This is a genomic window from Leptogranulimonas caecicola (genome assembly GCF_023168405.1).
In the GTDB taxonomy this organism is placed as follows: Bacteria; Actinomycetota; Coriobacteriia; order Coriobacteriales; family Atopobiaceae; genus Leptogranulimonas; species Leptogranulimonas caecicola.
Window position 1 is genome coordinate 1,354,904 of sequence record NZ_AP025285.1, and the last position, 23,798, is coordinate 1,378,701.

Sequence of the window (23,798 nt, forward strand, 5' to 3'; positions counted from 1 at the left end):
GACAGGACTACCACTTGCAGAAATAAGTGCACTACCTGCGCTTATTGGTGATTGTATCTATAGGGATTGATACTCGTATCGTTCTTTTTATAGATGCGTCCCGTTTCTTGGTTTGTATTGTAGCGCTCTAATTGTTTGCATAGCGATCTCACCGCTCGATTTCTATGGAGCTTCCCGGCGAGCGGTCTCATATCCCCTATAAACGGTATCCATATTCAATTTGTAAGGAACGCGCTCTAATTTCTCATCTATCCTATGATGTAAACGACTGACCGCTATTTATCGAGGTCAAGGTGATGAACCATGTCTAAATACGAAGACATTGCCACAGATATTCAAGGATCTATTTTGGATGGCAGCCTTAAAGCCGGAGACCGCCTTCCCACCGTAGTAGAGCTCTGCTACCTTTATGGTGTGAGCAAAATCACTGTGCGCAAAGCCATCGACATCTTGGCAGAGCAAGGCTTGGTTTCTAGCCGTCGAGGCTCTGGCACCTATGTGAAGACCACGCCAGAAGCTTTGGGTGTAGAAAGCGACCTACATGCTGGTGACGTCCTCTACACCGGTCGCTCAGATCGATCTGTGGGATTTACCAACGAATATGCGCTTCAAGATAAAAAAGTCAGCTCTGACATCATCGAGTTTTCTATTGTCGTGCCCCCGAAGCAAATCGCCCAACGCCTAGATATGAGCCCCGATGATTTCGCCTATCACGACATTCGCGTGCGTCGTCTAGACGACATTCCCATCGTGGTGGAGAACACCTACATGCCCTTGGAGCTCATTCCCGGCCTCAAACGCCATCACTTGGAAGGCTCTATCTATCGCTATCTTACTCAGGATCTAGGATTGCACCTTTCCAGCTTTCACCGGATCATCCGTGCTGTACCCGCCACTCTCGAAGAAGCCCAGTGGCTTGAGACTGAAGAAGGCTCTCCCCTCTTAGAGATCGAACAGATTGGCTTTGTGGATACCGGCCTGCCATTTGAGTATTCAATTTCGCGTAATGTGGGATCGCGCGCCGAGCTGCATAACATCAACATCACTTAGGGCGGCGATACAGTGGGAGTAATGCAACTGGGGTTGAATGTTCCTTGCCGATGCCAAACGCATGACGGTAGGGCTTTTGCCCTTGTGCTCCCTCTAAATTGTTACTGCATACGCTACATTATTTTGTAGCGTATGCAGTAATTTTATACCTTGCAATTTTAATAATACTTCATTAGCTACATATTGATGTAGCTAATGAAGTATTTCTTCTGAGGCGAGCAGACCCTTGATCCGGACCCAGGCTTTAACGAAACCCAAACTCGAACTAAGGGAAATGCATCTACTCCCTACTGTTCCAGTGCCGCAACGCCCAGGGCCAAGCATCCCAAGATGCCCTGATCACCATTGCACCCAGCAGGCACGATATAGCTGTCCACAGCTTTTACCTGTGGAGTCGAGATATAGTTGTTAAGCAGCTCGGTGAACTTGTTGCGCACCAGATCAAAGAGTTGCTCTTGCTTCATGACGCCGCCGCCCAAGATGATGCGCTCGGGAGAATAGACCATCACGTAGTCCACCAAAGCCTCAGCGATATAGTCGCTCTCAAGCTCCCAGACTTCGGCCTTATCGGCAAGCTCAAAGCCTTTGGCACCCCAGCGCTGCTCGATGGAGGGGCCAGAAGCCAGGCCCTCGAAGCAGGAGTCGTGGTAGGCGCACACAGAGGCGCCGGTATCGTAGGAGCGCTTGCGCAAAAGAATATGGCCGGCCTCGGGGTGAAGCATGCCATGGAGAAGCTTGCCGCCTGCAAGTACGCCTGCGCCAATGCCGGTGCCAATGGTGATGTAGACCACGGTGTCGAGACCCTTGGCAATGCCGTAGGTAGCTTCGCCAAGGCAAGCAGCGTTGACGTCGGTGTCGTAGCCCACCGGCACATCAAGGGCAGAGAGGCCGCCCAAAAAGTCGTAGTGGCGCCAGGCAGTCTTGGGGGTCTCCAGGATCCAGCCATAGGTGTCGGAGTTGGGATCGACGCCGGTGGGACCAAAGGCGCCTACGCCCAATGCGTCGATGGAGCGCTCAGAAAACCACTGGACAATAGCAGGGACCGTGATAGCAGGGTCTTTGGTAGGAATCTCCTCACGTTCGAGGATCATGCCCTCAGGGGTTGCCACAGCCATCACCATCTTTGTGCCGCCAGCCTCAAGGCAGCCAATGCGAAGGGTGCTTTTCTCGGTCATAGGGTCTCCATTCCTAGGCGGTTCGCAGAGCATCGCTCTCTACGTGTCACGAGGGTTTGAGGCGGTTGCAGATGCGCCCGTGATATTTGGGAGCGCGTTGCTTAGCAGTTTATAACGATACAATTTGCACGGGGCAGTATAAATCCTGTAGATGCCCTGAACGGTATTGGCAGTACCACGAATCACAGAAGTCGCTGGTGAGGGGCTCGAGCTGCCTTGGAATCAACGGCCTGCAGGCCCCTCAAGAGCAACGTTGGCGAGCCTTAGACATCCAGTTGCCAGCAGCGGATGGCGGCCTTAGGGGCGCTCGCCTGCACCGAATAGCTGCGCGGGTAATAGCGGCTGGAAAAGACCTGGGCGCCTCCGTTGCAAAAGACCTCCACAGAAGAGGCGTCCCCCAGGATGCGCAGGGAGGTGAGAGCGGGGGCGGCGAGTCGGCGCTCACCGCGACCCCCTCCCAAAGACTCGGCTAGCCGATCCTCAAAACTCACCACGATCTCATGGGAGGTCTGGTCGTAAGAGACGGTGAGGCCGCCAGCCACAGTCACCGAGCATTGGGAATCAACGATGCGCGCTATCTCCAGGTCAAAGCAGGGCACGCCGCTGACCTGCAGGCTCCCGTCTCCCAGCCAGAGCGAGCTGCGATAGTCATAGAGCTCGCGCGCCGGGCGCTGGAATACCTGGGCGCCATCGGTGACCACCTCGCGGGGCACCGTGAAGCAGTGCTGCCAGCCACAGGAGACGGTGGGATTGCGGTGTTGGGGACAGTCGGGCATGCCCATCCATCCAATGAGGATGCACCGGCCGTCTTGGGCCGTGAAGGTTTGGGGCGCGTAGAAATCGAACCCACCGTCCCAGAGATGAAACCGACCCAGCTCATGGGCGCCTACCAAAGACCCTGCAAAGGCCATGTAGCCACTGGGATACACATTGGAGCCTGCCTCAGGGCCCTCCAGCCCTTGGGGGCTTACCGACAGCAGGTTGAGCGGCTCTTTTTGGGGACAGCGGTTCTCGGCACTGGTAGCAGAGGTGGTTCCCAAGCCGAGAAAATCCGGGCACTCCCACATGTAACCCATGGGCTCTGGGGAGACGATCTGGTTTTCCAAGCGCCAGCGGGTGAGGTCCTCCGAGCCAAAGACCAGAAGCTCGCCTCTGTCATGGGCACGATCTAGGCCCTTGGCGCGGGCGCCCAGCAGCATGAGGTAGGCAGGGCCTTGAGCGTAGGGGCTGGCAAAGACCTTGGGGTCGCGCACATGGCAGGTGAGGTGAGCCGGGTAGTCAGCGGGAGTCAAGAGCAGCTGCTTGGGGCCAAAGTGAGAGCCATCGTCACTGGTAGCCAACAAGACGTTGGCGTCTCGACCGCTCGTCACGTAATCAAAGGCAACCTCGTGAGACGCATGCTTGACGTTGCCTGTGTAAAAGGCCCAAATTCGACCGTCGTGGACCTGCGCCGAGCCAGAGTAGACACCCTGGGCATCATAAGGGGTGTCAGGAGACAGCACCACCCCATCTGGCTCCCATCGCACCAGATCGCGACTGGTGGCATGGCCCCAATGCTTGAGACCTCCGTCTACCTGGTCAGGAGAGTTTTGGAAGTAGGCATGAAAGGTGCCGTCCTTTTGGCAGAGGCCGTTGGGATCGTTGAGCCAACCTGCCTGAGGCATGAGATGAAAGCGCTGTGCCCAAGGGCCGTGAGTGCGCGTGGCGGTGGGAGTCGGTGAGGTTTGAAGCAGCATGGGTGCGCCTTATCCTTTGCGAGCGAGGTCCATGACAGAGCTCTTGCCGGGCTCCACAGAGTCCATAAGCTCGCGGCATTCCACTTCGAAGTCGTCGGCGTTGGAGACGATCATCATGGTGGTAGTGGGGTAGCCTTCCTGGCGCAGAGCAGCAAAGTCCACGTCCAGCAGCAGGTCGCCGGCAGCTACGCGTTGACCCTCTGTGACGCGCTTGGAGAAGCCGCGGCCAGCCATCTTGACGGTGTCCACACCTACGTGGATGAGGATCTCGGCACCAGAGTCGCTGGTGATGCCCACGGCATGTCCCGTATCAAAGACTGTGGTGACCACACCGCCGCAGGGAGCCACCACTGCCGAGCGATCGATCTCGCCAGGCTCGATAGCCACCGTGGGTCCCAAGATTTGGGCGGCAAAGGTGGGGTCGGGAATCTCTTGGGCAGCGATGGGTGAGCCCGCCAGAGGGGCCACCAGGGTTTCTGCGGCAAGCATCTGAGGAGCGACATCCAACTGAGAGGCGGCAGCTGGCTCAGGGGAGCTCTTCTCGGCAGCAGGGGCGGCTTTGGCAGCCTGGGGCTCATCGGCATAGAGCATGAAGGAGAGGCCAAAGGCCACGGCAGTGGTGACAGCGAACATAATGATGTACTGCAAAGGCATGTTGAGGCAGAGCAGGATGCCAAAGAGGCCGGTGACGCCCGTGCCTGCTGCGGCAAGGCCGGTGAGCGAGCAGATGAGGGCGCCTACCGCGCCTCCGATGCATCCAGCCACAAAGACCTTGAAGTAGCGGAGGTTCACGCCAAAGATGGCCGGCTCGGTGATGCCCATGAACCCGGAGAGGGCGGCGGGGAACGCCAGGCCGCGGACCTTGGGGTTCTTGGTCTTGACGGAGACAGCCAGGCAGGCAGCCGCTTGGCCGATGTTTGCGGCGCTGGCAATGGGCAGCCAGTAGGTGACGCCGTAGGAAGCCAGCTGTCCCAGGTCGATGGCGGTGTACATCTGATGCAGGCCGGTAACCACCGTAGGCGCGTAGAAGCCGCCCACCACCAGGGCGCCCAGGCCAAAGGGCAGCGTAATGAGCCACTGGACGGCGCCCAGCACCGCGTTTTCAAGCACTACAAAGAGGGGCCCCACAAAGCCCAGAGTAAGGTAGGCGCTCACAAAGACGGAGACCAGAGGGGTCACAAAGAGGTCGATGGCCTCGGGAACCACCTTGTGCAAGCGCTTTTCGAGGAAGGCCAGGATGGCACAGGCGATGACAATGGGAATCACGTGGCCTTGATAGCCCATCCAGTCCACCGAAATGAGACCAAAGAGCATGGATTGTTGAGGCACCGCACCCTGAGCTGAGAGCTCGGCAAGATTGTAGGCGCTCTCCAGGCTGGGATGGATCATCAGGGCGCCCATGACTGCGCCGAGGAAGGGGTTGGCGCCAAAGGCTTTGGCAGCCGAGAATCCAATGAGCACCTGTAAGAAGGTGAATGCGGTGGAAGATACCAGATTTGCCACCACGTAGAACTCGTTGGTGGTGTCCAGCTGAATGAAGCCGTTGGCCGCCATGAAGTTCACCGTGCTCATGATGCCCAAAAGCAAGCCGGAGGCCACGATGGCCGGGATGATGGGCACAAAGACGTCGCCCAAGAGCTTGATGCCGCGCATGATGGGATTTTGCTTGGCAGCAGCAGCCTCTTTGGCCTCGGCTTTGGAGACGCCGGTAATGCCGCCGGCAGTCACAAACTCATCGTAGACCTTGTTTACCGTGCCAGTGCCAAAGATGATCTGCAGCTGGCCCTGAGCTTCGAATACGCCTTTGACGCCCTCGACGTCCTCGATGGCTTCCTTGTTCACCTTCGAGTTGTCGGCGATGACCAGACGCAGACGGGTGGCGCAATGAGCGGCCGACGCCACATTGGCGGGCCCTCCCACAAGCTCCAACACCTCTTTGGCGGATTTGGCGTAGTCCATACCCAATCCTTTCTCTCTTAGGACAGCCCCCGATGCTGCCCTGTCTCTTGATTAGGTACTGTAAACGTTTTCATACTTTACAACGGAAAATAGCCTTCTTTTTCCCTTCCTGTCCCGCCAACGGTAGCAATTAAGGGATAAATGGTGGACACCTTGCACGGGCCCTTTGTCCTTCGACTCCTCCTGCGCCAAGGATCTCCTTTGCTACCGCTCTTGATGCCTATAGAGCCACCACGCGATAGCCCATAATGGTGCTCACTGGCAGCGCGCCCGGATGCTCTAGCTGCTCAATAAGCATTTCTGCACTCTTTTTTCCGCTGGTACGATAAGTGAAATGCACCGTGGGAATGCCACCGGTAAGCATGGAAACCACTTGGTTGTCGCCAAAGCCCGTCACGGTAATGGCAGATTTTCCCTGATGCAGCCCTCGCTCCCCTACCGCACGAAGTGCGCCTGCGGCAATGAGATCGGTAGAACAGCAGATGTAATCGATGTTAGTTTTAGCGGCAGCTGCCTCATCCAGCAGCTGCCGAGTGACCTGAAGACCGGACTCTGAGGAAAACTCGCAGCGCTTGATATAGGTAGGGTCCAGCGAGGCGCCCCATTCAGCAAGCCCCTCCTTGAAGCCTCGAAGCCGAGAAACGCCTACCGCCTCATCCTGGGGATCCACTGCCAGGTAGGCAAAGCGTGCGCCAGGTTTTGCGGCTGCGAGCTTTGCAGCAAGGCTGCGAGCGGCTCCAAAGTCATCCTGGAGCACGCAACTGACCCCCTCATAGCGCTGCCCCACCACCACCGCAGGCACCTGGCAGCGCTCAAAGAAGTCTTTGTGGGCTTGGTCTACCGTGGTGCCCACCAAGATGAGACCGTCCACGGGGTAGGCGGCAAAAAGCTCGAGGTAGTCAAGTTCTAGCTGAGGGTCGTTGTCGGTATTGGCCAAAAGCATCTGGTAGCCGGCAGCAGAAAGCCCTTGCTCCACGCCGGCAGTAATGCGGGCCACGCTCTCAGAGTTGATGCGGGGGACCACTACACCCACCAGCTTAGAGCGGCCTCGGCGCAGGTTGCGGGCTTGCTGCGACGGGCGATAGCCGCACTCCATAATGGCTGCAGCGATGAGAGGTCGTTTCTCGGCAGCTACATAGCCATCGTTTAAGTAGCGAGACACCATGGCGCTGCTTACGCCGGCAATCTTTGCGACATCTTTGATGGTGGCCATAAGGCTGCCCCCTACTCTAGGCAACTCCTTGTGTAATCGTGTACATAATACCTGAACACAGGAGGAACTCCCTAGAAAAAGCGCCTCGCAGGCAAGCCTACGAGGCGCTCGGCAGTCTGACGGAGCGCATTGCTACTCGGAGAGATCCTCAAGCTGTGCGGCAAGGCGACTTAACGTGGCCTCCAGCTCAGCCTTGCGAGTCTGCTTGGCCTCGATGATCTCTGGGGCGGCCTTGGCGATGAAGCCGGGGTTGGACAGGGTCTTCTCGATACCCGCCAGCTCGCCAGTAGCCTTCTTGATCTCCTTCTCCAGGCGTTTGCCCTCGGCGCCAAAGTCGATAAGCCCTTCGAGTTGCACATAGGCCTCGAAGTCTGGGTCTACCAGAGAGACCGAGGAACCAGGCTTTTCCACATGCTCGCCTACGGTGAGCGAAGTGACGAAGCCAACTTTGGAGATGAAGTCGCGCTGAGCTTCCAGACGAGCGGACTCTTGAGGGGCCGCCTTTACCACCACATCCACCGCCTCGCGAGGAGACAGACGATAACGGGCGCGGATGGAGCGCAGGCCAGAGATGAGACGCTTGGCGATGTCGAAATCTGCCTCTGCCTCGTCATTCATGAACTCAGCCACCAGCGAAGGATCGGGCCAGAGGCTCATCATCAAGAATCGGCCCTCATGGGCTGGCTTGAGGGAGGGCTTGTCGGCAGCCTCATAGAGGTCCAAGCCAGAGGCGGGCAGGGCATCCCAAATAGTCTCGGTCACAAAAGGCATGCCGGGGTGCAGCAGGCGCAGCGAGACGTCCAGGGTGTAGACCAGATTGCGCTGGGCGGCCAGGCGCACCTGGGAATCGTCGGAGTTGAGACGGCCTTTGCACAGCTCCACGTACCAGTCGCAGAAGTCGTTCCAGAAGAAGGCTTGCAGGTCGCGGGCATAGTCGCCAAAGCGATACTCGTCTAGCGCACGGGTGGTAGAGTCCACGATCTTGGCCAGGCGAGAGAGCATCCAGGCATCCTCGGCGGTGGCAGCGGTGGGTTGGCCAGGCTCGTAGCCCTCAAGGTTCATGAGCACAAAGCGGCTGGCGTTCCAGATCTTGGTCACAAAGCCGCGGGCCTGCTCGGTGCGAGGGCTGCCGGCAAACTCGCCGGTCTTCTTGTCGAACTCGGCGTCAAAGCGCACGTCCTGGTTGTTGGTGATGAGGGTGAGCAGGTTGTGGCGCATGGCGTCTGCGCCATATTTGGCCATGAGATCCATGGGATCCACGCCGTTGCCCTTGGACTTGGACATGCGGCTGCCGTCTTTGGCCAGGATTGTGGCGTAGATGACCACGTCCTCGAAGGGGATCTGATCGGTGAAGTAGAGCGAGCTCATCACCATGCGGGCCACCCAAAGCGCAATGATGTCGCGGGCGGTGACCAGGGCCTTGGTGGGATAATGGCCCTCCATCTCCTCAGGATGCTGCGGCCAGCCCTGGGTGGCGAAGGGGAACAGCTGCGAGGAGAACCAGGTGTCCAGCACGCTGGGGTCCTGAACCACATGATGGCTGCCGCACTTAGGACATACCTCGACATCGTCCATGGAGGCGTCTTCCCAGCCACAGTCCTGGCAGGTGAACACCGGGATCCGATGACCCCACCACAGCTGGCGGGAGATGCACCAGTCTTTGACGTTGTCCATCCAGGTGAGGTAGGTCTGCTCCCAACGGGTGGGATGGAAGGTGATGGCACCGGAGGTCACGGCATCTGTAGCCGGACCCTTGAGCTTGTCCACCGCCACAAACCACTGCTCAGAGAGCCAAGGCTCCAACGTGGTGTCGCAGCGATAGCAGTGCATGACCGAATGCTCGTGGTCTTCCACATGATCCAGCAGGTCGTGGTCTTCGAACCACGCCAGGATGGCGGTGCGGGCCTCATCGCGGTCCATGCCGGAGAAATCGCCGTAGCCGTCCACCACGCGAGCATGCTCATCAAAGATGTTGATCTTCTCCAAGCCATGAGCCTCGCCCATGGCAAAGTCGTTGGGGTCATGGGCGGGGGTGACCTTCACAAAGCCGGTGCCAAAGCCGGCGTCCACATGCCAATCGGAGAAGATGGGAATCTCACGGCCCACGATGGGCAGCACCACAGTGGCGCCCACGAACTTGGAGGACTCAGGGTCGTCCTGAGACACGGCAATGCCGGTGTCGCCCAGCATGGTCTCAGGACGGGTGGTGGCCACCACGATGTAATCCTTGCCGTCTACCGGCTCTTTGAGGGGGTAGCGCAGGTACCAGAGGTGGCCCTTCTCGGTCTTGTACTCAGCCTCGTCGTCAGAGATCGCCGTGGTGCAGGAAGGGCACCAGTTCACGATGCGCTTGCCGCGATAGACGAGCCCCGCATGGTACCAGTCGCAAAAGACCTTGCGCACCGCATAGGAAAACTCAGGGCTCATGGTGAACTGCTCGTCCGAGAAGTCTGCCGAACAGCCCATGCGCTTGATCTGTTTGATGATGGTGCCGCCGTAGTCGCGGGTCCAGTCCCAGCAGGCATCGATGAACTTCTCGCGGCCCAGCTCCAGCCGAGAAATGCCTTCGCTCTTGAGCTTTTTGTCCACCTTGGTCTGGGTAGAGATGCCGGAGTGGTCCAAGCCCACGATCCACCGGGTAGAGACGCCCTTCATGCGGTTGTAGCGGATGAAGGCGTCCTGAATGGTGTCGTCCATGGCATGGCCCATGTGCAGCACGCCGGTCACATTGGGGGGCGGAATCACTACGGTGCAGTCGCCCACACCCTTGTTGCGCTGGTAGCATCCACCGTTGATCCAGGCTTCCACGAGCTGCGGCTCGACAGTTTGCGGGTCATAGTTTTTGGGCAGGTCACACACAGCTGTACCCTTTCGCAAAGTGGCGTTCTCCATAGCCGTCCTTTGAGCCTGCGACTCTGAGAACAGCGTGCCTATTGTAGCCCTTGGCAGGCTCGCTCGCCTATTTCTTGCCGAGAAGCCCCACCCTAAAACATGTTGCACGCACCGGGTGACTCAGGGCCTGCCTTAGAACAGTAACGCTAGTAGATGTCGTCCTCATCGGCAGTGGCGGCCTCGATCATCTGAGAGAAGGCCACAGGGTCTGAGGTCTCCTGTTGGGTGAAGACGCCCTGGTGGCGCTCGTCGTTGCGCACGTCCTCGATGGCGTCGACGAGGTCGTCGGCCTCAGGGCCGTCTGGGTGCTCGGCAGAGAGCATAACTGCCAGCTCCTCATCATCCATCTCGCTCTCATCGGCAAAACCCAGGTCGCAGAGGCGCTTGGAGGTCACCTCTTCATCTTCATAGGTGGTCTGGGAGAGCATGGCTTCGCCCCCTGCGATGGCAGCCTTGCACCTCTCGTGGGTGAGCTGGTCCTCGTCAGCATCGTATTCATAGATGTCAAAGGCAATAACGGCCTTCTGGGCCTCCAGCTGCTCCATAAGCTCGCCGGCCTGAGCCACCGAGAGCGAGCCGCAGAGGCAGGTGGCCACCTCGTCGTCAAAGCTGTCAGGAGTAGAGCCGCTTATGGTGTAGACTACTTGGCCGTCCTCAGGATCTTGGCCATAGACCGAAGTGATGCCCCACTCCAGCTTGTCCTCGTCATAGCTGTCAAGGGCAGCCTGCCAGATGGGCTTGAACTCCAGGTTGTCTGCCAGATCCTCAGAAATGCTCATCGTGCCGTAAAACACCGTTGCCATAGCTGCTCCTCAAAACCTTGACTGAAGCCTTGCGGCCCCAGCGACCATCGCTTTTGGGTGCCAGGAGCAAAAGTCCCTTGCACCATGCCATATCTGCGCTACTAGATACCCACTCACAAGGCCGCCATTGCCCCTGCGCGAGGCCTCCACTATTTGCCTGCGCTTCTCATCGCCCGTCTCAACGCCTTGGGCGCGCCGCTGGCCGGATTATTTGGCCGGTGGACCTGCGCGTTTTCCACTGGTTGCCCAATAGAGCCATTATCTCTATCTTTTGCCATCTTTCTGGCTAGTCTTAAGGCTTAGAATGCCCCCGCTGTGGGATACTCTTACCAACGCTCTACACCCATCTAAAGAAAGGGGGTGGCATGAGCAAAGGCGACGTTTTGGGATTTGATGCCAGTCGAGCTCCCAAAAAAAGTAGCACACTGCGCGATTTTGGCGCTACCAGCGCAGGCATTCAAGCAGTTTTTGATGCCTGTGACAACCACGATTATTACAACCTCATAGAGGCGCTTGAGCCCTTCTCCCCCTCTGCAGACACGCTGTTGGAGATATCGCTCGCCTTTCGCATGAACAATGACAAGCTTCTGCGCACGGCGGTCAACCAAGCTTTGTTCGAGGACGCCCCCAAAAACAAGGGGTCGCGCCTGCGCCGTGAGACGGAAGACAGCGTCATGCTTCAAGAGGTGCTGCCTACCTGCTTGGTCTACATGCTAGATAAGATGCGCGAGAAAGACTACGCCCCGGTCATCGATACCATCCAGCTGCTGCTGGACGAGTATGGCAATCCCCGCCAGCGCCGTCGCGCCAACACCGTACGCGATGCCGGAGCTCGCGCCCAGGCAGACCGCGAGATCTCAGAGATCCTCTCTTCTCAATCTGCCGAGAAGAAACCATCCCCTCAAGGTCCGCCCGCCTAAGGCTCGAGGCATTCGCGCTCATGCAAAAGGCAGGTCACCGCATCTTAGGTGACCTGCCTTTATTGGTATCTGGTGCGCCCGGACAGGATCGAACTGTCAACACTCGGTTTAGAAGACCGATGCTCTATCCATTGAGCTACGGGCGCCTATCTGGGAGGCTTTTGACTCTTGGACCGCTTGTCCTGCCGAGAAACGCCTGCCTGGCCGCAGGATAGGCTCTAGATCCTCGTAGGTCCTGCAGCACACTTACTTTAGGTCATTTTGACCTGGCCGCCTATCAAGAAATTGCAATTCTTGGCGCCAGGCCACAGACTCGAAGGTGCACGGTGGCTCTGCTCGATGAAGGGCAGCCTGCGCTAAAGGTCTAGCAACAGCTCGGCGATTTGGACGGCGTTGGTGGCGGCTCCCTTGCGGATCTGGTCGCCGCAGCACCAGAAGGTGAGGCCGTGGGTGCCGGGAGCAGCAGAGAGGTCCTCGCGGATGCGGCCCACATAGACCAGGTCTTGGTCGGTGGTCTCAAGCGGCATGGGGTATTGCTGGGTTCCTGGATCGTCCACCACCTTGACTCCAGGGGCTGCTGCGAGAATCTCGCAAGCCTCTGCCGGGGTGAGCGGACGCTCCAGCTCCACCGTGATGGACTCGGAGTGAGAGCGGGCTACCGGCACGCGCACGCAGGTGCAGTTCACGCGCAGATTGGGATCGTGCATGATCTTGCGGCCCTCGTTTTGCATCTTCATCTCTTCAGAGGTATAGCCTGCTCCGTCAAAGCCGCCGATCTGGGGGATCAGGTTGTAGGCCAGCTGATAGGCGAAGGCGCGAGGCTTGGGCATGGGCATGCCCTCCACAATGGCTTGATTCTCTGTTTGAAGCTCTTCCATGCCGGGAAGGCCGGCGCCAGAGGCCGCCTGATAGGTAGAACAGATGATGCGCGTCACGCCAGCAGCTGCAGCCAACGGAGCAACGCACACCAAACCGATGATGGTGGCACAGTTGGGGTTGGCGATGATGCCCTGGTTGAGGGCCACGTCTTGAGGGTTGATCTCGGGGATCACCAGCGGCACGTCAGGGCCTAGGCGAAAGGCGCTGGAATTGTCCACCACGCAGGCGCCTGCGGCCACCGCGTGAGGCAGAAGGGCCTCGGCCACAGGATTGTCTGCAGCGCCCAATACGATGTCTGCCCCTGCAAAGGAGTCGGGTGTGGCCTCCTCCACTCGCACCAGCCGCCCGTTCCAGGCGATGATGGCGCCTGCCGAGCGCGCGCTGGCCAAAAGGCGCAGCTCGCCTACGGGAAAGTCGCGCTCTTCCAAGCACTGCATCATCTGCTGGCCCACGGCGCCGGTGGCGCCCAGAATGGTCACGTTTTTTTGATCTGCCACGAGATCCCCCTTAAAGATCTTGGGTTTCTACCTACGATGGGCGGGTTTCTCGGCAGCCAAAAGGCCGCCAAAAGGCCGCCGCTACTCGATGAAGGCGTCGTAGACTGCCTGGACGGTGCGCTCGAAATCCTCGTTGTTCACACCGATGATGATGTTGATCTCTTGGGAGCTCTGGGTGATCATGCGCACGTTGATGCCTTCGTTGCCAAGCACGCCCAAAAGCTTGCCCGAGGAACCGGGCCTGGAGCTCATGGACCGGCCAACCACGCTCACCAGAGCCAAGGTGTCGATGACCTTGACGGTGTCCGGCTTTACTTCGCGCTGAATGTCGGCCACGATAGAATAGATGGAGTCCTTCACGTCACGTCCGTTCACCACTACCGAGAAGGAATCGATCCCCGTGGGCACATGCTCGATGGAGACGTGGTAGCGCTCAAAGATGGAGAGCACCTGGCGCATGAAGCCCACCGCGTCGCTCATGTGGGTCTTGGCGATGTAGACCGAGAGAAAATCCTTGCGACCGGCGATGCCGGTGATCACCGGATCGTCAGGGGTGGCCTCCACGCGTTCGCGGATGATGGTGCCACCCTCCTCGGGCGCGTTGGTGTTCAGGATGGCGATGGGAATGTTGGCCTCGCGCACCGGGAAGATAGCCTCCTCATGGAGCACGTTGGCGCCCATGTAGGAGAGCTCGCGCATCTCGTCGAAGGTTATGGACTCGATGGTGCGGGGCCTGTCCACGATGCGGGGGTCGGCAGAGAGGAAGCCCGAGACGTCCGTCCAGTTCTCATAAAGATCTGCCGAGAGGGCGTTGGCCAAGATGGAGCCGGTGATGTCTCCGCCGCCGCGATCCAACAGCTTGATCTCGCCGTCGGTGGTGGCGCCGTAGAAGCCCGGCATCACAAAGTGGCCCACCCGCACCACCAGCTCATGGACACGGTCAGCGGTGCGCTCCAGATCCAGCGACCCGTCGTGGTGAAAGACGATGGCGTCGGCGGCATCCACAAAGGGAAGCCCCAGGTACTCGGCCATGAGGTGGGCGGTGAACCACTCGCCGCGGCTCACAATGTATTCCGGGGAGTCAGAGGCCAGGCCCGCCCTGAAGTCGGCGAACTTCTGGGCCACCGGCCAGCTGAGTCCCAGATCCTCCTTGATATCGACGAAGCGCTGCTCGATGTCGTCCAGAAGCGCCGTGCAGTCGACGTTGTACTCTCGGTGGGCGTTCACCAGATAGAGCAGGTCGGTGACCTTGTTGTCGCCAGAAAAGCGCTTGCCTGCCGCGGAGACCACCACAAAGCGGCGGGCGTCGTCTGCGGCGATGATGGACTTGACTTTGCGAAACTGCTCGGCCGAGGCAACCGAGGAGCCGCCAAACTTTGTGATCTTGAGCATGGGGTCTCCCTCATGTAGGTGGCGCGATGAGACAAGGACGGGGGCGCAGGGCATGCAAGCTGCCGAGAAACACGTACCCTCAAGGGCCGTTAGTCTTGGGTGGCGAGCGCAGCCATGAAAGTGGTCGGGTCTTGGGACAGAAGCTTCTGGCAAAGCCCTGCGGCCGCTACGGCTGTGAGGCCATCCAACAGGACCAGGCCGCTCTCTTGGACTTGAGCGCCCTCGGGAAGAAGGTCTTGTGCCTGGGTGCGCACCAGGTAGCTGGAGGTGAGCAGCTCAGGCTTCCAGGCCAAGCGCTCCTCGCGGGGATAGACGGGCTTTTGGCCCGCGGCGCAGTCCAGAAGGTCCTGAACGATGGCGTCGCCGGTGGGCAGGGCTCCTGCGCCCTGGCCAAAGAACTTGAGGGGGCCCACGAAGTTTCCTACCAGCGTGGCCAGGTTGAAGTTGTCAGGCACGTTGGCCTCCAGAGAGGCAGCAGGCACCAGCACGGGCTCCACCGCCGCCGCATAGCCTTGGCCGTCCTGGGTGGCACGAGCCATAAGGCGCACGCCATAGCCCATGGCGCCGAAGGCCTCTAGATCCTCTTTGGCAAGGTTGCGGATGCCCATAACGGGAATATCGCGGCGGCAAAGGGTGTTGAAAGCCAGGGTGGTGCTGATGATGCACTTGTTGACCACGTCGATGCCGTCGATGTCCGCGGAGGGATCGGCCTCTGCATAGCCCAGCGCCTGAGCCTCTTTGAGCACCTCGTCAAAGGAGGCGCCCAGGGTGGCCATGCGATAGATGATGTAGTTGGAAGTGCCGTTCAGAATGCCGGAGATCTGGGTGATGGTATCGGTGCGGCGGGCCTTCTCGATAGCGGCGATCCAAGGAATGCCGCCGCCCGAGCTGGCCTCTACAAAGAAGCCCACCCCTGCTTTGGAAGCCGCCTGGCTGAACTCCGGCAGATAGGCGGCCACCACGGCCTTGTTGGCGGTGACTACCGACTTGCCTGCGTTCAGGCACCGCATAATGAAGCTGTGAGCGGGCTCAAGGCCGCCCATGGCCTCCACCACGCAGTCGATGGTGGGGTCTTCCACGATGTCTTTGATGTCGTAGGTTACGCGAGGGTCCTCATAGGTATTGGGTAGCGTAAGGATTTTGACGACCTCCAATGAGGGCACGGCGCTGTCTACGATCTCGATGACGCCGCCACCAACGGTGCCTGCGCCGAGAAGGGCGATCCTCATGTTTGTTAATCCAATCTTTCCGTTGGCCGCGCGTCTTATAGCCGGCCGCGTCCTTAGGTACCATGGGAGAGACGCATCCAACGAACCCTAAGGGAGTCGTCTCGATGAAATCGTTCTACCACAGCACTCGCTCCTTCTCGCAACCCGTAACAAGCAAGCAAGCAATTCTTGAGGGTATAGCGCCCGACGGAGGCCTTTTCGTGTCCGATGGCGCCTTCGACGACCTCGTTGAGCTCTCAGATATGTTGGCGGGCACCTATGAGGAGCACGCTGCAGAGATCTTGGGAAGACTGCTGTGCGATTTCTCGGCACAGGAGCTTTCGGGCTGCGTGCGCCGCGCCTATGGGTCCACCTTTGCAAGCCCTGCAGTGACCCCGGTGACTCCTGTGGGAGATGACTTCTTGCTGGAGCTCTATCACGGCCCCACCAGCGCCTTCAAAGACGTGGCGCTCCAAATGCTGCCCCAGCTCATGGGCGTGGCGCGCCAAGGTGACGGGCGAGACATCATGATCGTGTGCGCCACCTCGGGCGATACCGGCAAGGCGGCGCTGGCTGGCTTTGCGGGAGTCGAGGGCTGCGGCGTCACCGTGTTTTACCCCCATGGCAAAGTGAGCGACGTCCAGCAGCTGCAGATGGCCACCCAGACCGGCCATAACGTGGAGGTCTGCGCGGTAGAGGGCAACTTCGACGATGCCCAAAGCGAAGTCAAGCGCATCTTTGGCGACCGTCAGCTGGCAGGGCGCCTGGAGGCCCAGGGCTGCGTGCTCTCCAGCGCCAACTCCATCAACATCGGCAGGCTGGCGCCTCAGGTGGTCTACTACTTTGACGCCTATGGCCAGCTGGCAAAAGAGGGCGCTCTAAAGCTGGGCGATCCTGTGGACTTCTATGTGCCCACGGGCAACTTTGGCGACGTGCTGGCAGGCTACTATGCCAAGCGCCTGGGGCTTCCGGTAGGCCGCCTCTACGTGTGCTCCAATGCCAACGACGTCCTTTGCGACTTCTTGGAGACCGGCGTCTACGATCGCCGCCGCGACTTCCACAAGACCATCTCTCCCTCCATGGATATCCTCATCTCGTCCAATCTGGAGCGCCTGCTCTACTATGCTTCCGACAGCGACGTGGAGCTGGTCTCCTCCCTCATGGACTCTTTGGCAAAAGACGGCGTCTACCAGGTGCCCCAGCCTGTCATGGACACCATCCGCGAGACCTTCAGCGGCGGCAAGGCCACCGACCAGGAGACCCGCGCCACCATTGCGCGCACCTGGAATGAGACCGGCGTGCTCATAGACCCCCACACCGCTGTGGCCAAGACCGTGCTTGACGCCACCGAGCCTGAGGGCCGCGTACGTGTGGTCCTCTCCACCGCCAGCCCCTACAAGTTCTCCGCCGAGGTCTTGCGCGCCCTGGACCCCGCTGCCACCTTTGCCGACGGCTTCAAGGCCATGGATCGGCTGGCAGCCCTCACCCATACCCAACCGCCCGCACAGCTCTCGGGCCTGCGCTCCCTGCCCGTGCGCTTCACCCAGGTGGTGGAGCGCCCTGCCATGACCCAGGTGGTGGAGCACGCTTGCCAGTCCGTCTTCGATCTTTCCGATGCCGAGAAACCCATAGCCCCTGAGGCCGGGTCCTTCTCGGCAACAGAGAGCCAGGAGTAGCCGTGAGCGCCTCAGACCTCATCCTGGACGCAGGGGCACCGGCGACACGTGCGCGGGTGAGGGTGCCCGCGACCTCGGCAAATCTGGGCTGTGGCTTCGACTCTCTGGGCATGGCGCTCACCCTTTACAACGAGTTTCTGTTTGAGGCGGCGCCCCAGCTCTCCTTTGAGGGCTGCGAGGCCCGCTTTGCCAACGACCATCACCTGGCCTACACCACCTGGCGGCGCACGCTGCGCTCGCTGGCCGATGAATCCCGAGGGTCTGCGGCCTTGTGCGACCCTGCCAAAGTGCATCTGTCCTGCGCCAGTCAAGTGCCGCTCTCGGGCGGGCTGGGATCGAGCTCCACCTGCATTGTGGCAGGCATCGTGGCCGCCTATGCCATGGCCGGCGTGGCCCTTGCTCGCGAGGAGCTGCTGGAGAGGGCCACCCGAGCAGAAGGCCACCCAGACAACGTGGCTCCTGCCAGCCTAGGAGGCCTCACTTGCTCCTTCATCGCACCAGAGGGCCAGGTGGTGAGCCTTGAGAACCCGGTAGACAAGCGCTGGCGCTTCGTGGCGCTATCCCCTGCCTATGAGGTGCGCACCTCCGAAGCCAGGCGGGTGCTTCCACCCTCGGTGCCCTTGGAAGATGCGGTGTGGTGTTTGGGCCGCTGCCAAGGGACCATTCGAGCCTTGGAAACCGGCGACGGCGCGCTTTTGCGAGCCGCCTGCACAGACAGGCTTCATGAGCCCTATCGCAAGACGCTCATCCCTGATTACGAGCCTCTCAAAGAACTGGCTTTGCGCCTCGGCGCCGCTGCCTTTTGGATCTCCGGCTCAGGCTCCACTATGATAGCCGCCTGCTTGGACGAGCAGACGGCTGCCGACCTCTGCGAGGCTGTGCGGCAGCTCTCCCCCACGGTGGCCGCCCACATTCTCATGGCAGACAACCAAGGGGTTATCCTCTGCGAGCGCTAGCGGGCGCTTTTGCGGGAGCGCCTGTGCGACGTCAGCCGCTGGATGAGCAAGGCTGCCAAAAGACCGCAGGCAGCACCCGCAATATCGATGGCCACGTCGCGCAGCGCCCCCTCGCGCAGGGGCACAAAGAGCTGCAGCGTCTCGTCGAGGGCAGGAACCGTGCAGAGAAGTATCGCTTGGATCCAGCGCTGGCGCCTGGTATGAGGCGCTGGATGCAGCTGTGTGAGCGCGCCCAGCACAAAGTACTCTGTGAAGTGTCCCAACTTGCGCACCACAAACTGCTGGGCGTCCAACGATGTGAGACCCAACGCCTCCAGGCAGGGGGCCACCAGGTTCACCACTCGCAGGCTCTCATGACTCGAAGCTGCGCCGGGCACCAGCGAGCGACTCCAAATGAAGAGGACCCACCCAGCCACAAGTCCCCATTTCGCCCAGCGGCGCCAAGAGTGGCGGGGGCGTTTCTCGGAAGGGGATGTGGTAGGAGCCTGCCTCGGCGAAGAGACAGGCTCCTGGGCAGAAGGACCAGTGGGCGAAGAGATGCGATGGTTGGTCACGCAGGCCTACACCACCTGACGGGCAGCGGTGCCGTCCTGGAAGTAGCGGCGGGCGCGGTCGCGCACCACCTGGCTGGAATTGCCCTCCATCTCGTGCTCCACCAAATAGTTGATATAGCTGTTGGTGTCTTGGACCTCGGGGTGGCCTGCAGGGGTGCGGAAGGTCAAGAACTGGGTGTCGGGCTCAAGACCGTCGGGCTCATCCAGGGTGTCGGCGCCGCCGATGAGGTCGAAGAAGTCGCCTTTGACCGGCTCGGGAGCGCTGGAGTGGATCTTGACGGAGACGCGGCGAGAGCCCGACACCAGGTTGTCGTCAAAGCGCACGTCCATGGCGTCCAGCGCCTCTTGCCAGACGTCCTCCGAAGGATCCATAGCAAGCTCGGTCTCTGGGAAGATCTCCGAGCTGGCCACCGGCGCCTGGGCCGGCACTTTGGAGGTGTAGCCCACCTGGGCGAGGAAGGCGTCGGTATCAAAGATGGACGAGGAACTCTGGGGCGCCTCAGAGGCGGCAGGCTGGGCTTGAGCAGCCGCGCTCGCGCTGGCAGGCTGGGCGCTCTTCTCGGCAGGGGCGCCGTAGCGCTCGGCGGCGAAGGAGAAGGGCTTTTGGAAGCTGGCCGTGGCACTCACCGCGCTGACGGCCTCCTCGGCAGTCTCCAGCACCGTACCGCTATCAAAGAGGCCGTCCAGCTCCACGCCTAGGTCGCGAGAGATTTCCAGGTCGTTGGCTTGGGCTGCGGCCTCCCACCAGGAGGTGCCTAGGTCGGCCACCGTGCCGTCGGCCCGCTGGATCATGGGCAGATCGTCCATCATGTCGCCGCCCAGACGCTCAGCAAGCACGCGCGAGACGCCCTTGGAAAGGGCTAGCATACGATTCTTGAAACTCTTGCGATCCAAATATTCCGAGGCCACCCGCTCATAGTCCACGCTGGCTGCCGCGTGGATTCCGTCATGACCTTCGGATGCCTCCGGAACCTGCGAGGCTGCAGGCACAGGCTCGCTTTCCAGCTCGGGCAGATGGGGGATCCTCTTCCCTGCCGAGAAGCCCTGAACCTCAGGGGCCGAAGCTTGCTCGAAGGGTTCCGAGGCCTCAGGAGCTGCTACCGGCTCGGAGGTTTTTGGGACCTCTGGAGTCGCTGTGGCAGCACTCTGTCGAACAGCATCCACAGGGGACTCTCCAGCGTCTTCGGGAGACTGCACTCTGATAGCGCGTTCGGCTTGCCAGCGAGCCAACAGCTCATCTACCGAGAAGCTCTCGTCTGGGCTCTTGACGTGCTTGCTGCAGTACCCAGACATCTGGGGCTCAGGAGCCTCTGCTGCCAGCTTGGGCAGCGAGCCGCTTTTGTCGGGGAAATGCAGCAAGCCGCCGGCATCGACTTTGGGGGCGAAAGGTCCGACTTTGGATGGTGCGGACTTCTCGGCAGCAGACGCCCCCTCGGCCTCTGGCGACTGGGCTTCTGGGGCAGCCGGTTCTTCTGCTGGGAAGAGAAGCTGGGCGCTCTGATCTGCGGGCTCGTAGGAAGCGGCGCCTTGGGTGGGAGCAAACTGGGTGGAAGCGTCGGCGTACTCGTCCCAGGGATCTGCCGGGATGACCTGAGTGCCTGCTGCCTGTGCGGCAACCTGGGCCTCCAGCAGGCGGATGCGTGCTTCTAGCGCCTCAGACTGGGCCTTATGAGTGCGATGGCTCACCATGGCCACCCAGGCTGCGCCTACTGCAAAGCCCGCAGCAGCAGAAGCCCCTGCCACCAAAGTGGAATCGGCAGCAGCGGGCGCCGCCATAGCCATGGTAGGCACCGACCACAACGCAGCAGCACCGGCAAGGCCGGCGAACACTGCGCGGGATGTGTGTGATGAAACCATAAGGACCCCTTCGCGCCAAGCACCGATACGTCTTATGACGGCGCGAAACCTAGATCCCTCGGTAAGGTAATAAAACTTTAAGCGATGAAGCTCTACAGGCGCCCCAAGGGAGCACGGCTGCAAGATCTTCAGGGCAACGGCGAGGTGTGTTTATTGGCTGCGTGTACCGTCGCGTACCTATGAATGGTTCCCATCATAGACGATCCGTTAACCTTCTTGCGAGCACATTTTTGGAAAAGTGCAGGCAGATCCTTCATTTTTTACTTCTCTACAGGAAACCTAGAACCCTAACGACTTCTCTAGCTGCCATTTTTGGCGCATTATGGCCTTACATAGATCAAGAGCGCTCAAAAACCTCTGCTGCCGCTCGCCGCTCCCCCACCCCAAGCCACCTGCCACCGATGCAAATATGATGACATGGCCTCTTGTCGCCTTCTAAGCCCCAGGCTAGGGGGTATGTGCTCTTAATACCAAGAGTCCAGCCGCGCCCTGCGGCTGACACCACCTGCCCACGCCCTTTGGGGCGCCCATTCTTTAGACGCATTCCCGCGCACCTCTAGAGGAGGACCTATGAAACACATCGCCATAGTTACTGGCGGCTCTTCGGGTTTAGGCAAAGAGTTCGTCAAGCTCCTAGATCGCGGAGCCGGCGGACCCCTGCAAGAGATCTGGCTTATCGCCCGCGACATCTCCAAGCTCGACAAGGTGGCCGCCACCCTCAAGACGCCCGTAAAGTGCCTGGCACTCGATCTCACCGACAGCTCCAGCTTCGCCGCCCTCGACGCCGCCCTTGCTGCCGAGAAAGACCTCAACGTCCAATGGCTTGTCAACTGCGCCGGTTTTGGCAAGTTTGGCCCCTTTACCTCTATCGGAGCAGTAGCCAACGGCAACATGGTGAAGCTCAACTGCCTGGCGGTAGTGGAGCTTTGTTACAGCTGCCTGCTCTATATGCATGCAGGCTCTCGCATCATCAATATCGCAAGTCTGGCTGCTTTGGTGCCCCAGCCTGGTTTGGCGGTCTATAGCGCCACCAAGCGCTTTGTGCTGGACTTCTCCTATGCCCTCGATGGAGAGCTGGGCAGTGCAGGCATTCATGTGAGCGCCCTGTGCCCCAAGTTCATGGACACCCACTTCTTAGACAAGCCCGGCAATGCCCAAACCTTGAAGCGCCTGGAGTGGGTGGGCTTTGAAGACCCTGCAGCCTGTGCAGCGAAAGCACTCAGGCAGTCGGTGGCAGGCAAGGTGTGCATTATCACCTCGCCCTCGGTGAAGGTATTTCATTTCTTTTCTAAGCTCCTGCCCACCCCTGCGGTGATGAAGGCCCAAAGCCTGGTGAGCGATCTGGCTGAGCGGTTGGGAAAGTAGCACGTTCGCGTTTTAGGGCGTCGCTTTCCCCACGAGCCAGCCAAACCAAAACGCCCAGTCTCATGTAAAGAGGCTGGGCGTTCCTTTCAATTCGCCTTGCGTCCTGCAAGCCGTCTCGCACAATCTTTAGGCGATGTAGTCTGTCTGAGCGGCTTTTTTTGCCGAGCGAATGAGGAAGTCCTCATTGGACTTGGTTTGGCGCAGACCTTTGATAAGAGAGGCTTCGGCACGCTCGATGTTGTTGAGGTTTGCCAGCACGCGGCGCAGGCCCCACACCAACGGCTGCATGTCGGGGGTAATGAGCAGGTCCTCGTTGCGCGTGCCGGACTGCACAGGATCGATTGCCGGGAAGATGCGCTTGTCGGCCAGCTCGCGGTCCAGCTTGAGCTCCATATTGCCGGTACCCTTGAACTCCTCGAAGATGACCTCGTCCATCTTGGAGCCGGTATCCACCAGCGCAGAGGCCAGAATAGTAAGGGAGCCGCCGTTCTCGATATTGCGGGCGGCGCCCAAGAAGCGTTTGGGCGGGTAAAGCGCGGCGGAATCCACGCCGCCAGAAAGGATGCGACCGCTGGCAGGAGCGGCCAGGTTGTAGGCACGAGCCAAGCGAGTGATGGAGTCGAGCACTACCACTACATCTTCGCCCTCTTCTACCAGGCGCTTGGCACGCTCAATCACCAGCTCTGCCACGTGGGTGTGGTTATCGGCAGGCATGTCAAAGGTCGAAGCCACCACGTCACCCTTGATGGAACGCTCCATATCGGTGACTTCCTCCGGGCGCTCGTCCACCAGAAGGCAGATGAGGTGCACCTCGGGGTTGTTGGCCGCAATGGACTGGCAGATGTGCTTGAGCACCGTGGTCTTACCTGCCTTGGGAGGCGACACGATGAGGCCACGCTGGCCTTTGCCAATGGGAGCCACCAAGTCGATGGCGCGGCCGGTGATGGAGTCTTTGCCATGCTCCATGTAGAGGCGCTCATTGGGATAGATGGGAGTGAGATCGCGGAAGCGCGGGCGCTTAAGTGCCAGCTCAGGGTCTTTGCCGTTGATGGAAGTGATGGTAGCTACCGGCGGGAACTTGTTGCTGGAGTTACCCGGGCGCACCGTGCCCTCGATAAGGTCGCCGCGGCGAAGGCCATAGGTACGAATGGTGATCTGCTGCACGAAGGCGTCTTCATCGCCCTGCATGAAATTGTTGGTACGCACAAACCCGTAGTTCTCATTGGTGATCTCGAGAATGCCTTTGACCGTGCGATAACCCTCTTTAATGGAGGACTGCACAATGGCATCTACCAGCTCGCTTTTGCGCATGCCCTGGAAGGGGATCTCCAGCAGGCCGGCACGCTCGCGCAGGGCCGGGAGCTTCAACAGCTCGAGCTCCTCCCGAGGCAGCGGGGGCAACGGTTGCGGTTTTTTAGGATGACGGTTAAACCTACCAGGCCTATCTTGATTGTTTTTGTAGCTCTTAGGAGCCGATTCTTGATGGCGGCCCGGACGGCCCTGACGCTCATAGCGCCCATTGTACGACGAATTACCAGAATCTTTGCCAGACACCGTTTTGTACTCCTTGTCGACCGGCACAGTCTATGATTGCCCAGAAGGCATATGCATACATGGAAGACCCCTGGGATCAAGCGGCGATGGATTAAGAAATAATGCCGATCAC

General features: G+C 59.9%; 16 protein-coding genes, 1 tRNA gene and 1 pseudogene. 5 read left to right on the forward strand and 13 right to left on the reverse strand.

Translation table 11 applies throughout. The features are described from left to right. The first annotated feature begins 303 nt into the window (after positions 1 to 303). On the forward strand, positions 304 to 1,050 hold the full coding sequence (locus tag OR601_RS06020; protein WP_265591351.1) for a GntR family transcriptional regulator: 747 nt from the start codon (positions 304 to 306) through the stop codon (positions 1,048 to 1,050). A 287-nt stretch (positions 1,051 to 1,337) separates the two neighbouring features. On the opposite strand, the gene OR601_RS06025 is transcribed toward OR601_RS06020, so the two are convergent. The 6 genes from OR601_RS06025 to OR601_RS06050 form a co-directional block, all read right to left on the reverse strand. Continuing rightward, positions 1,338 to 2,225: an ROK family protein gene (locus OR601_RS06025; RefSeq protein ID WP_136013053.1), complete on the reverse strand. Its 888-nt coding sequence runs from the start codon at positions 2,223 to 2,225 to the stop codon at positions 1,338 to 1,340. Positions 2,226 to 2,488: 263 nt separating this feature from the next. Continuing rightward, complete coding sequence (locus tag OR601_RS06030; protein WP_265591352.1) at positions 2,489 to 3,961, reverse strand: glycoside hydrolase family 32 protein; 1,473 nt, start codon at positions 3,959 to 3,961, stop codon at positions 2,489 to 2,491. A gap of 9 nt (positions 3,962 to 3,970) precedes the next feature. Next, entirely contained in the window at positions 3,971 to 5,920 is a 1,950-nt protein-coding gene (locus OR601_RS06035) for a PTS sucrose transporter subunit IIABC (protein WP_265591353.1), read from the reverse strand. Positions 5,921 to 6,140: 220 nt separating this feature from the next. Further along, positions 6,141 to 7,133 (reverse strand): LacI family DNA-binding transcriptional regulator, encoded by a 993-nt coding sequence (locus tag OR601_RS06040; RefSeq protein WP_265591354.1) that lies wholly within the window; start codon positions 7,131 to 7,133, stop codon positions 6,141 to 6,143. Between the two features lie 132 nt (positions 7,134 to 7,265). After that, positions 7,266 to 10,025 (reverse strand): valine--tRNA ligase, encoded by a 2,760-nt coding sequence (locus OR601_RS06045; RefSeq protein ID WP_265591355.1) that lies wholly within the window; start codon positions 10,023 to 10,025, stop codon positions 7,266 to 7,268. A 146-nt stretch (positions 10,026 to 10,171) separates the two neighbouring features. After that, on the reverse strand, positions 10,172 to 10,828 hold the full coding sequence (locus tag OR601_RS06050) for a hypothetical protein (RefSeq protein ID WP_265591356.1): 657 nt from the start codon (positions 10,826 to 10,828) through the stop codon (positions 10,172 to 10,174). A gap of 365 nt (positions 10,829 to 11,193) precedes the next feature. Here OR601_RS06050 and OR601_RS06055 point away from each other — a divergent pair, with 365 nt between their 5' ends. Then, positions 11,194 to 11,748, forward strand: coding sequence for a hypothetical protein (locus OR601_RS06055; RefSeq protein ID WP_265591357.1), 555 nt, complete (start codon positions 11,194 to 11,196; stop codon positions 11,746 to 11,748). 70 nt (positions 11,749 to 11,818) lie between these two features. Here the strand turns inward: OR601_RS06055 and OR601_RS06060 are convergent. The 4 genes from OR601_RS06060 to OR601_RS06075 all read right to left on the reverse strand — a co-directional run bounded on the left by OR601_RS06060 (position 11,819) and on the right by OR601_RS06075 (position 15,745). After that, positions 11,819 to 11,894: transfer RNA gene (locus tag OR601_RS06060), tRNA-Arg, on the reverse strand. Between the two features lie 210 nt (positions 11,895 to 12,104). After that, positions 12,105 to 13,124, reverse strand: a complete 1,020-nt coding sequence (locus OR601_RS06065) for an aspartate-semialdehyde dehydrogenase (protein ID WP_265591358.1) — start codon at positions 13,122 to 13,124, stop codon at positions 12,105 to 12,107. Between the two features lie 81 nt (positions 13,125 to 13,205). Further along, positions 13,206 to 14,516 carry an aspartate kinase gene (locus tag OR601_RS06070; RefSeq protein WP_265591359.1) on the reverse strand — a complete coding sequence of 437 codons (1,311 nt, stop codon included), beginning with the start codon at positions 14,514 to 14,516 and terminating at the stop codon, positions 13,206 to 13,208. Between the two features lie 89 nt (positions 14,517 to 14,605). Next, positions 14,606 to 15,745: a homoserine dehydrogenase gene (locus OR601_RS06075; RefSeq protein ID WP_265591360.1), complete on the reverse strand. Its 1,140-nt coding sequence runs from the start codon at positions 15,743 to 15,745 to the stop codon at positions 14,606 to 14,608. A gap of 104 nt (positions 15,746 to 15,849) precedes the next feature. Between OR601_RS06075 and thrC the strand changes: the two genes are divergently transcribed. Together thrC and thrB are read left to right on the forward strand one after the other, a co-directional pair. Beyond that, on the forward strand, positions 15,850 to 17,400 hold the full coding sequence (gene thrC, locus OR601_RS06080; RefSeq protein ID WP_265591361.1) for a threonine synthase: 1,551 nt from the start codon (positions 15,850 to 15,852) through the stop codon (positions 17,398 to 17,400). Positions 17,401 to 17,402: 2 nt separating this feature from the next. Then, a complete protein-coding gene (thrB, locus tag OR601_RS06085; RefSeq protein ID WP_136013043.1) occupies positions 17,403 to 18,356 on the forward strand; it encodes a homoserine kinase in 954 nt (317 codons plus the stop codon). Here the strand turns inward: thrB and OR601_RS06090 are convergent. Together OR601_RS06090 and OR601_RS06095 are read right to left on the reverse strand one after the other, a co-directional pair. Further along, entirely contained in the window at positions 18,353 to 18,772 is a 420-nt protein-coding gene (locus OR601_RS06090; RefSeq protein WP_265591362.1) for a VanZ family protein, read from the reverse strand. The genes thrB and OR601_RS06090 overlap by 4 nt on opposite strands. A gap of 144 nt (positions 18,773 to 18,916) precedes the next feature. Further along, entirely contained in the window at positions 18,917 to 20,767 is a 1,851-nt protein-coding gene (locus OR601_RS06095) for a hypothetical protein (protein ID WP_265591363.1), read from the reverse strand. A 570-nt stretch (positions 20,768 to 21,337) separates the two neighbouring features. On the opposite strand from OR601_RS06095, the gene OR601_RS06100 reads away from it, so the two are divergent. Beyond that, positions 21,338 to 22,132: an SDR family NAD(P)-dependent oxidoreductase gene (locus OR601_RS06100; protein WP_136013040.1), complete on the forward strand. Its 795-nt coding sequence runs from the start codon at positions 21,338 to 21,340 to the stop codon at positions 22,130 to 22,132. Between the two features lie 126 nt (positions 22,133 to 22,258). Here the strand turns inward: OR601_RS06100 and rho are convergent. After that, a pseudogene (gene rho, locus OR601_RS06105) lies at positions 22,259 to 23,665 on the reverse strand (transcription termination factor Rho); the annotation flags it as partial. Positions 23,666 to 23,798 lie beyond the last annotated feature (133 nt).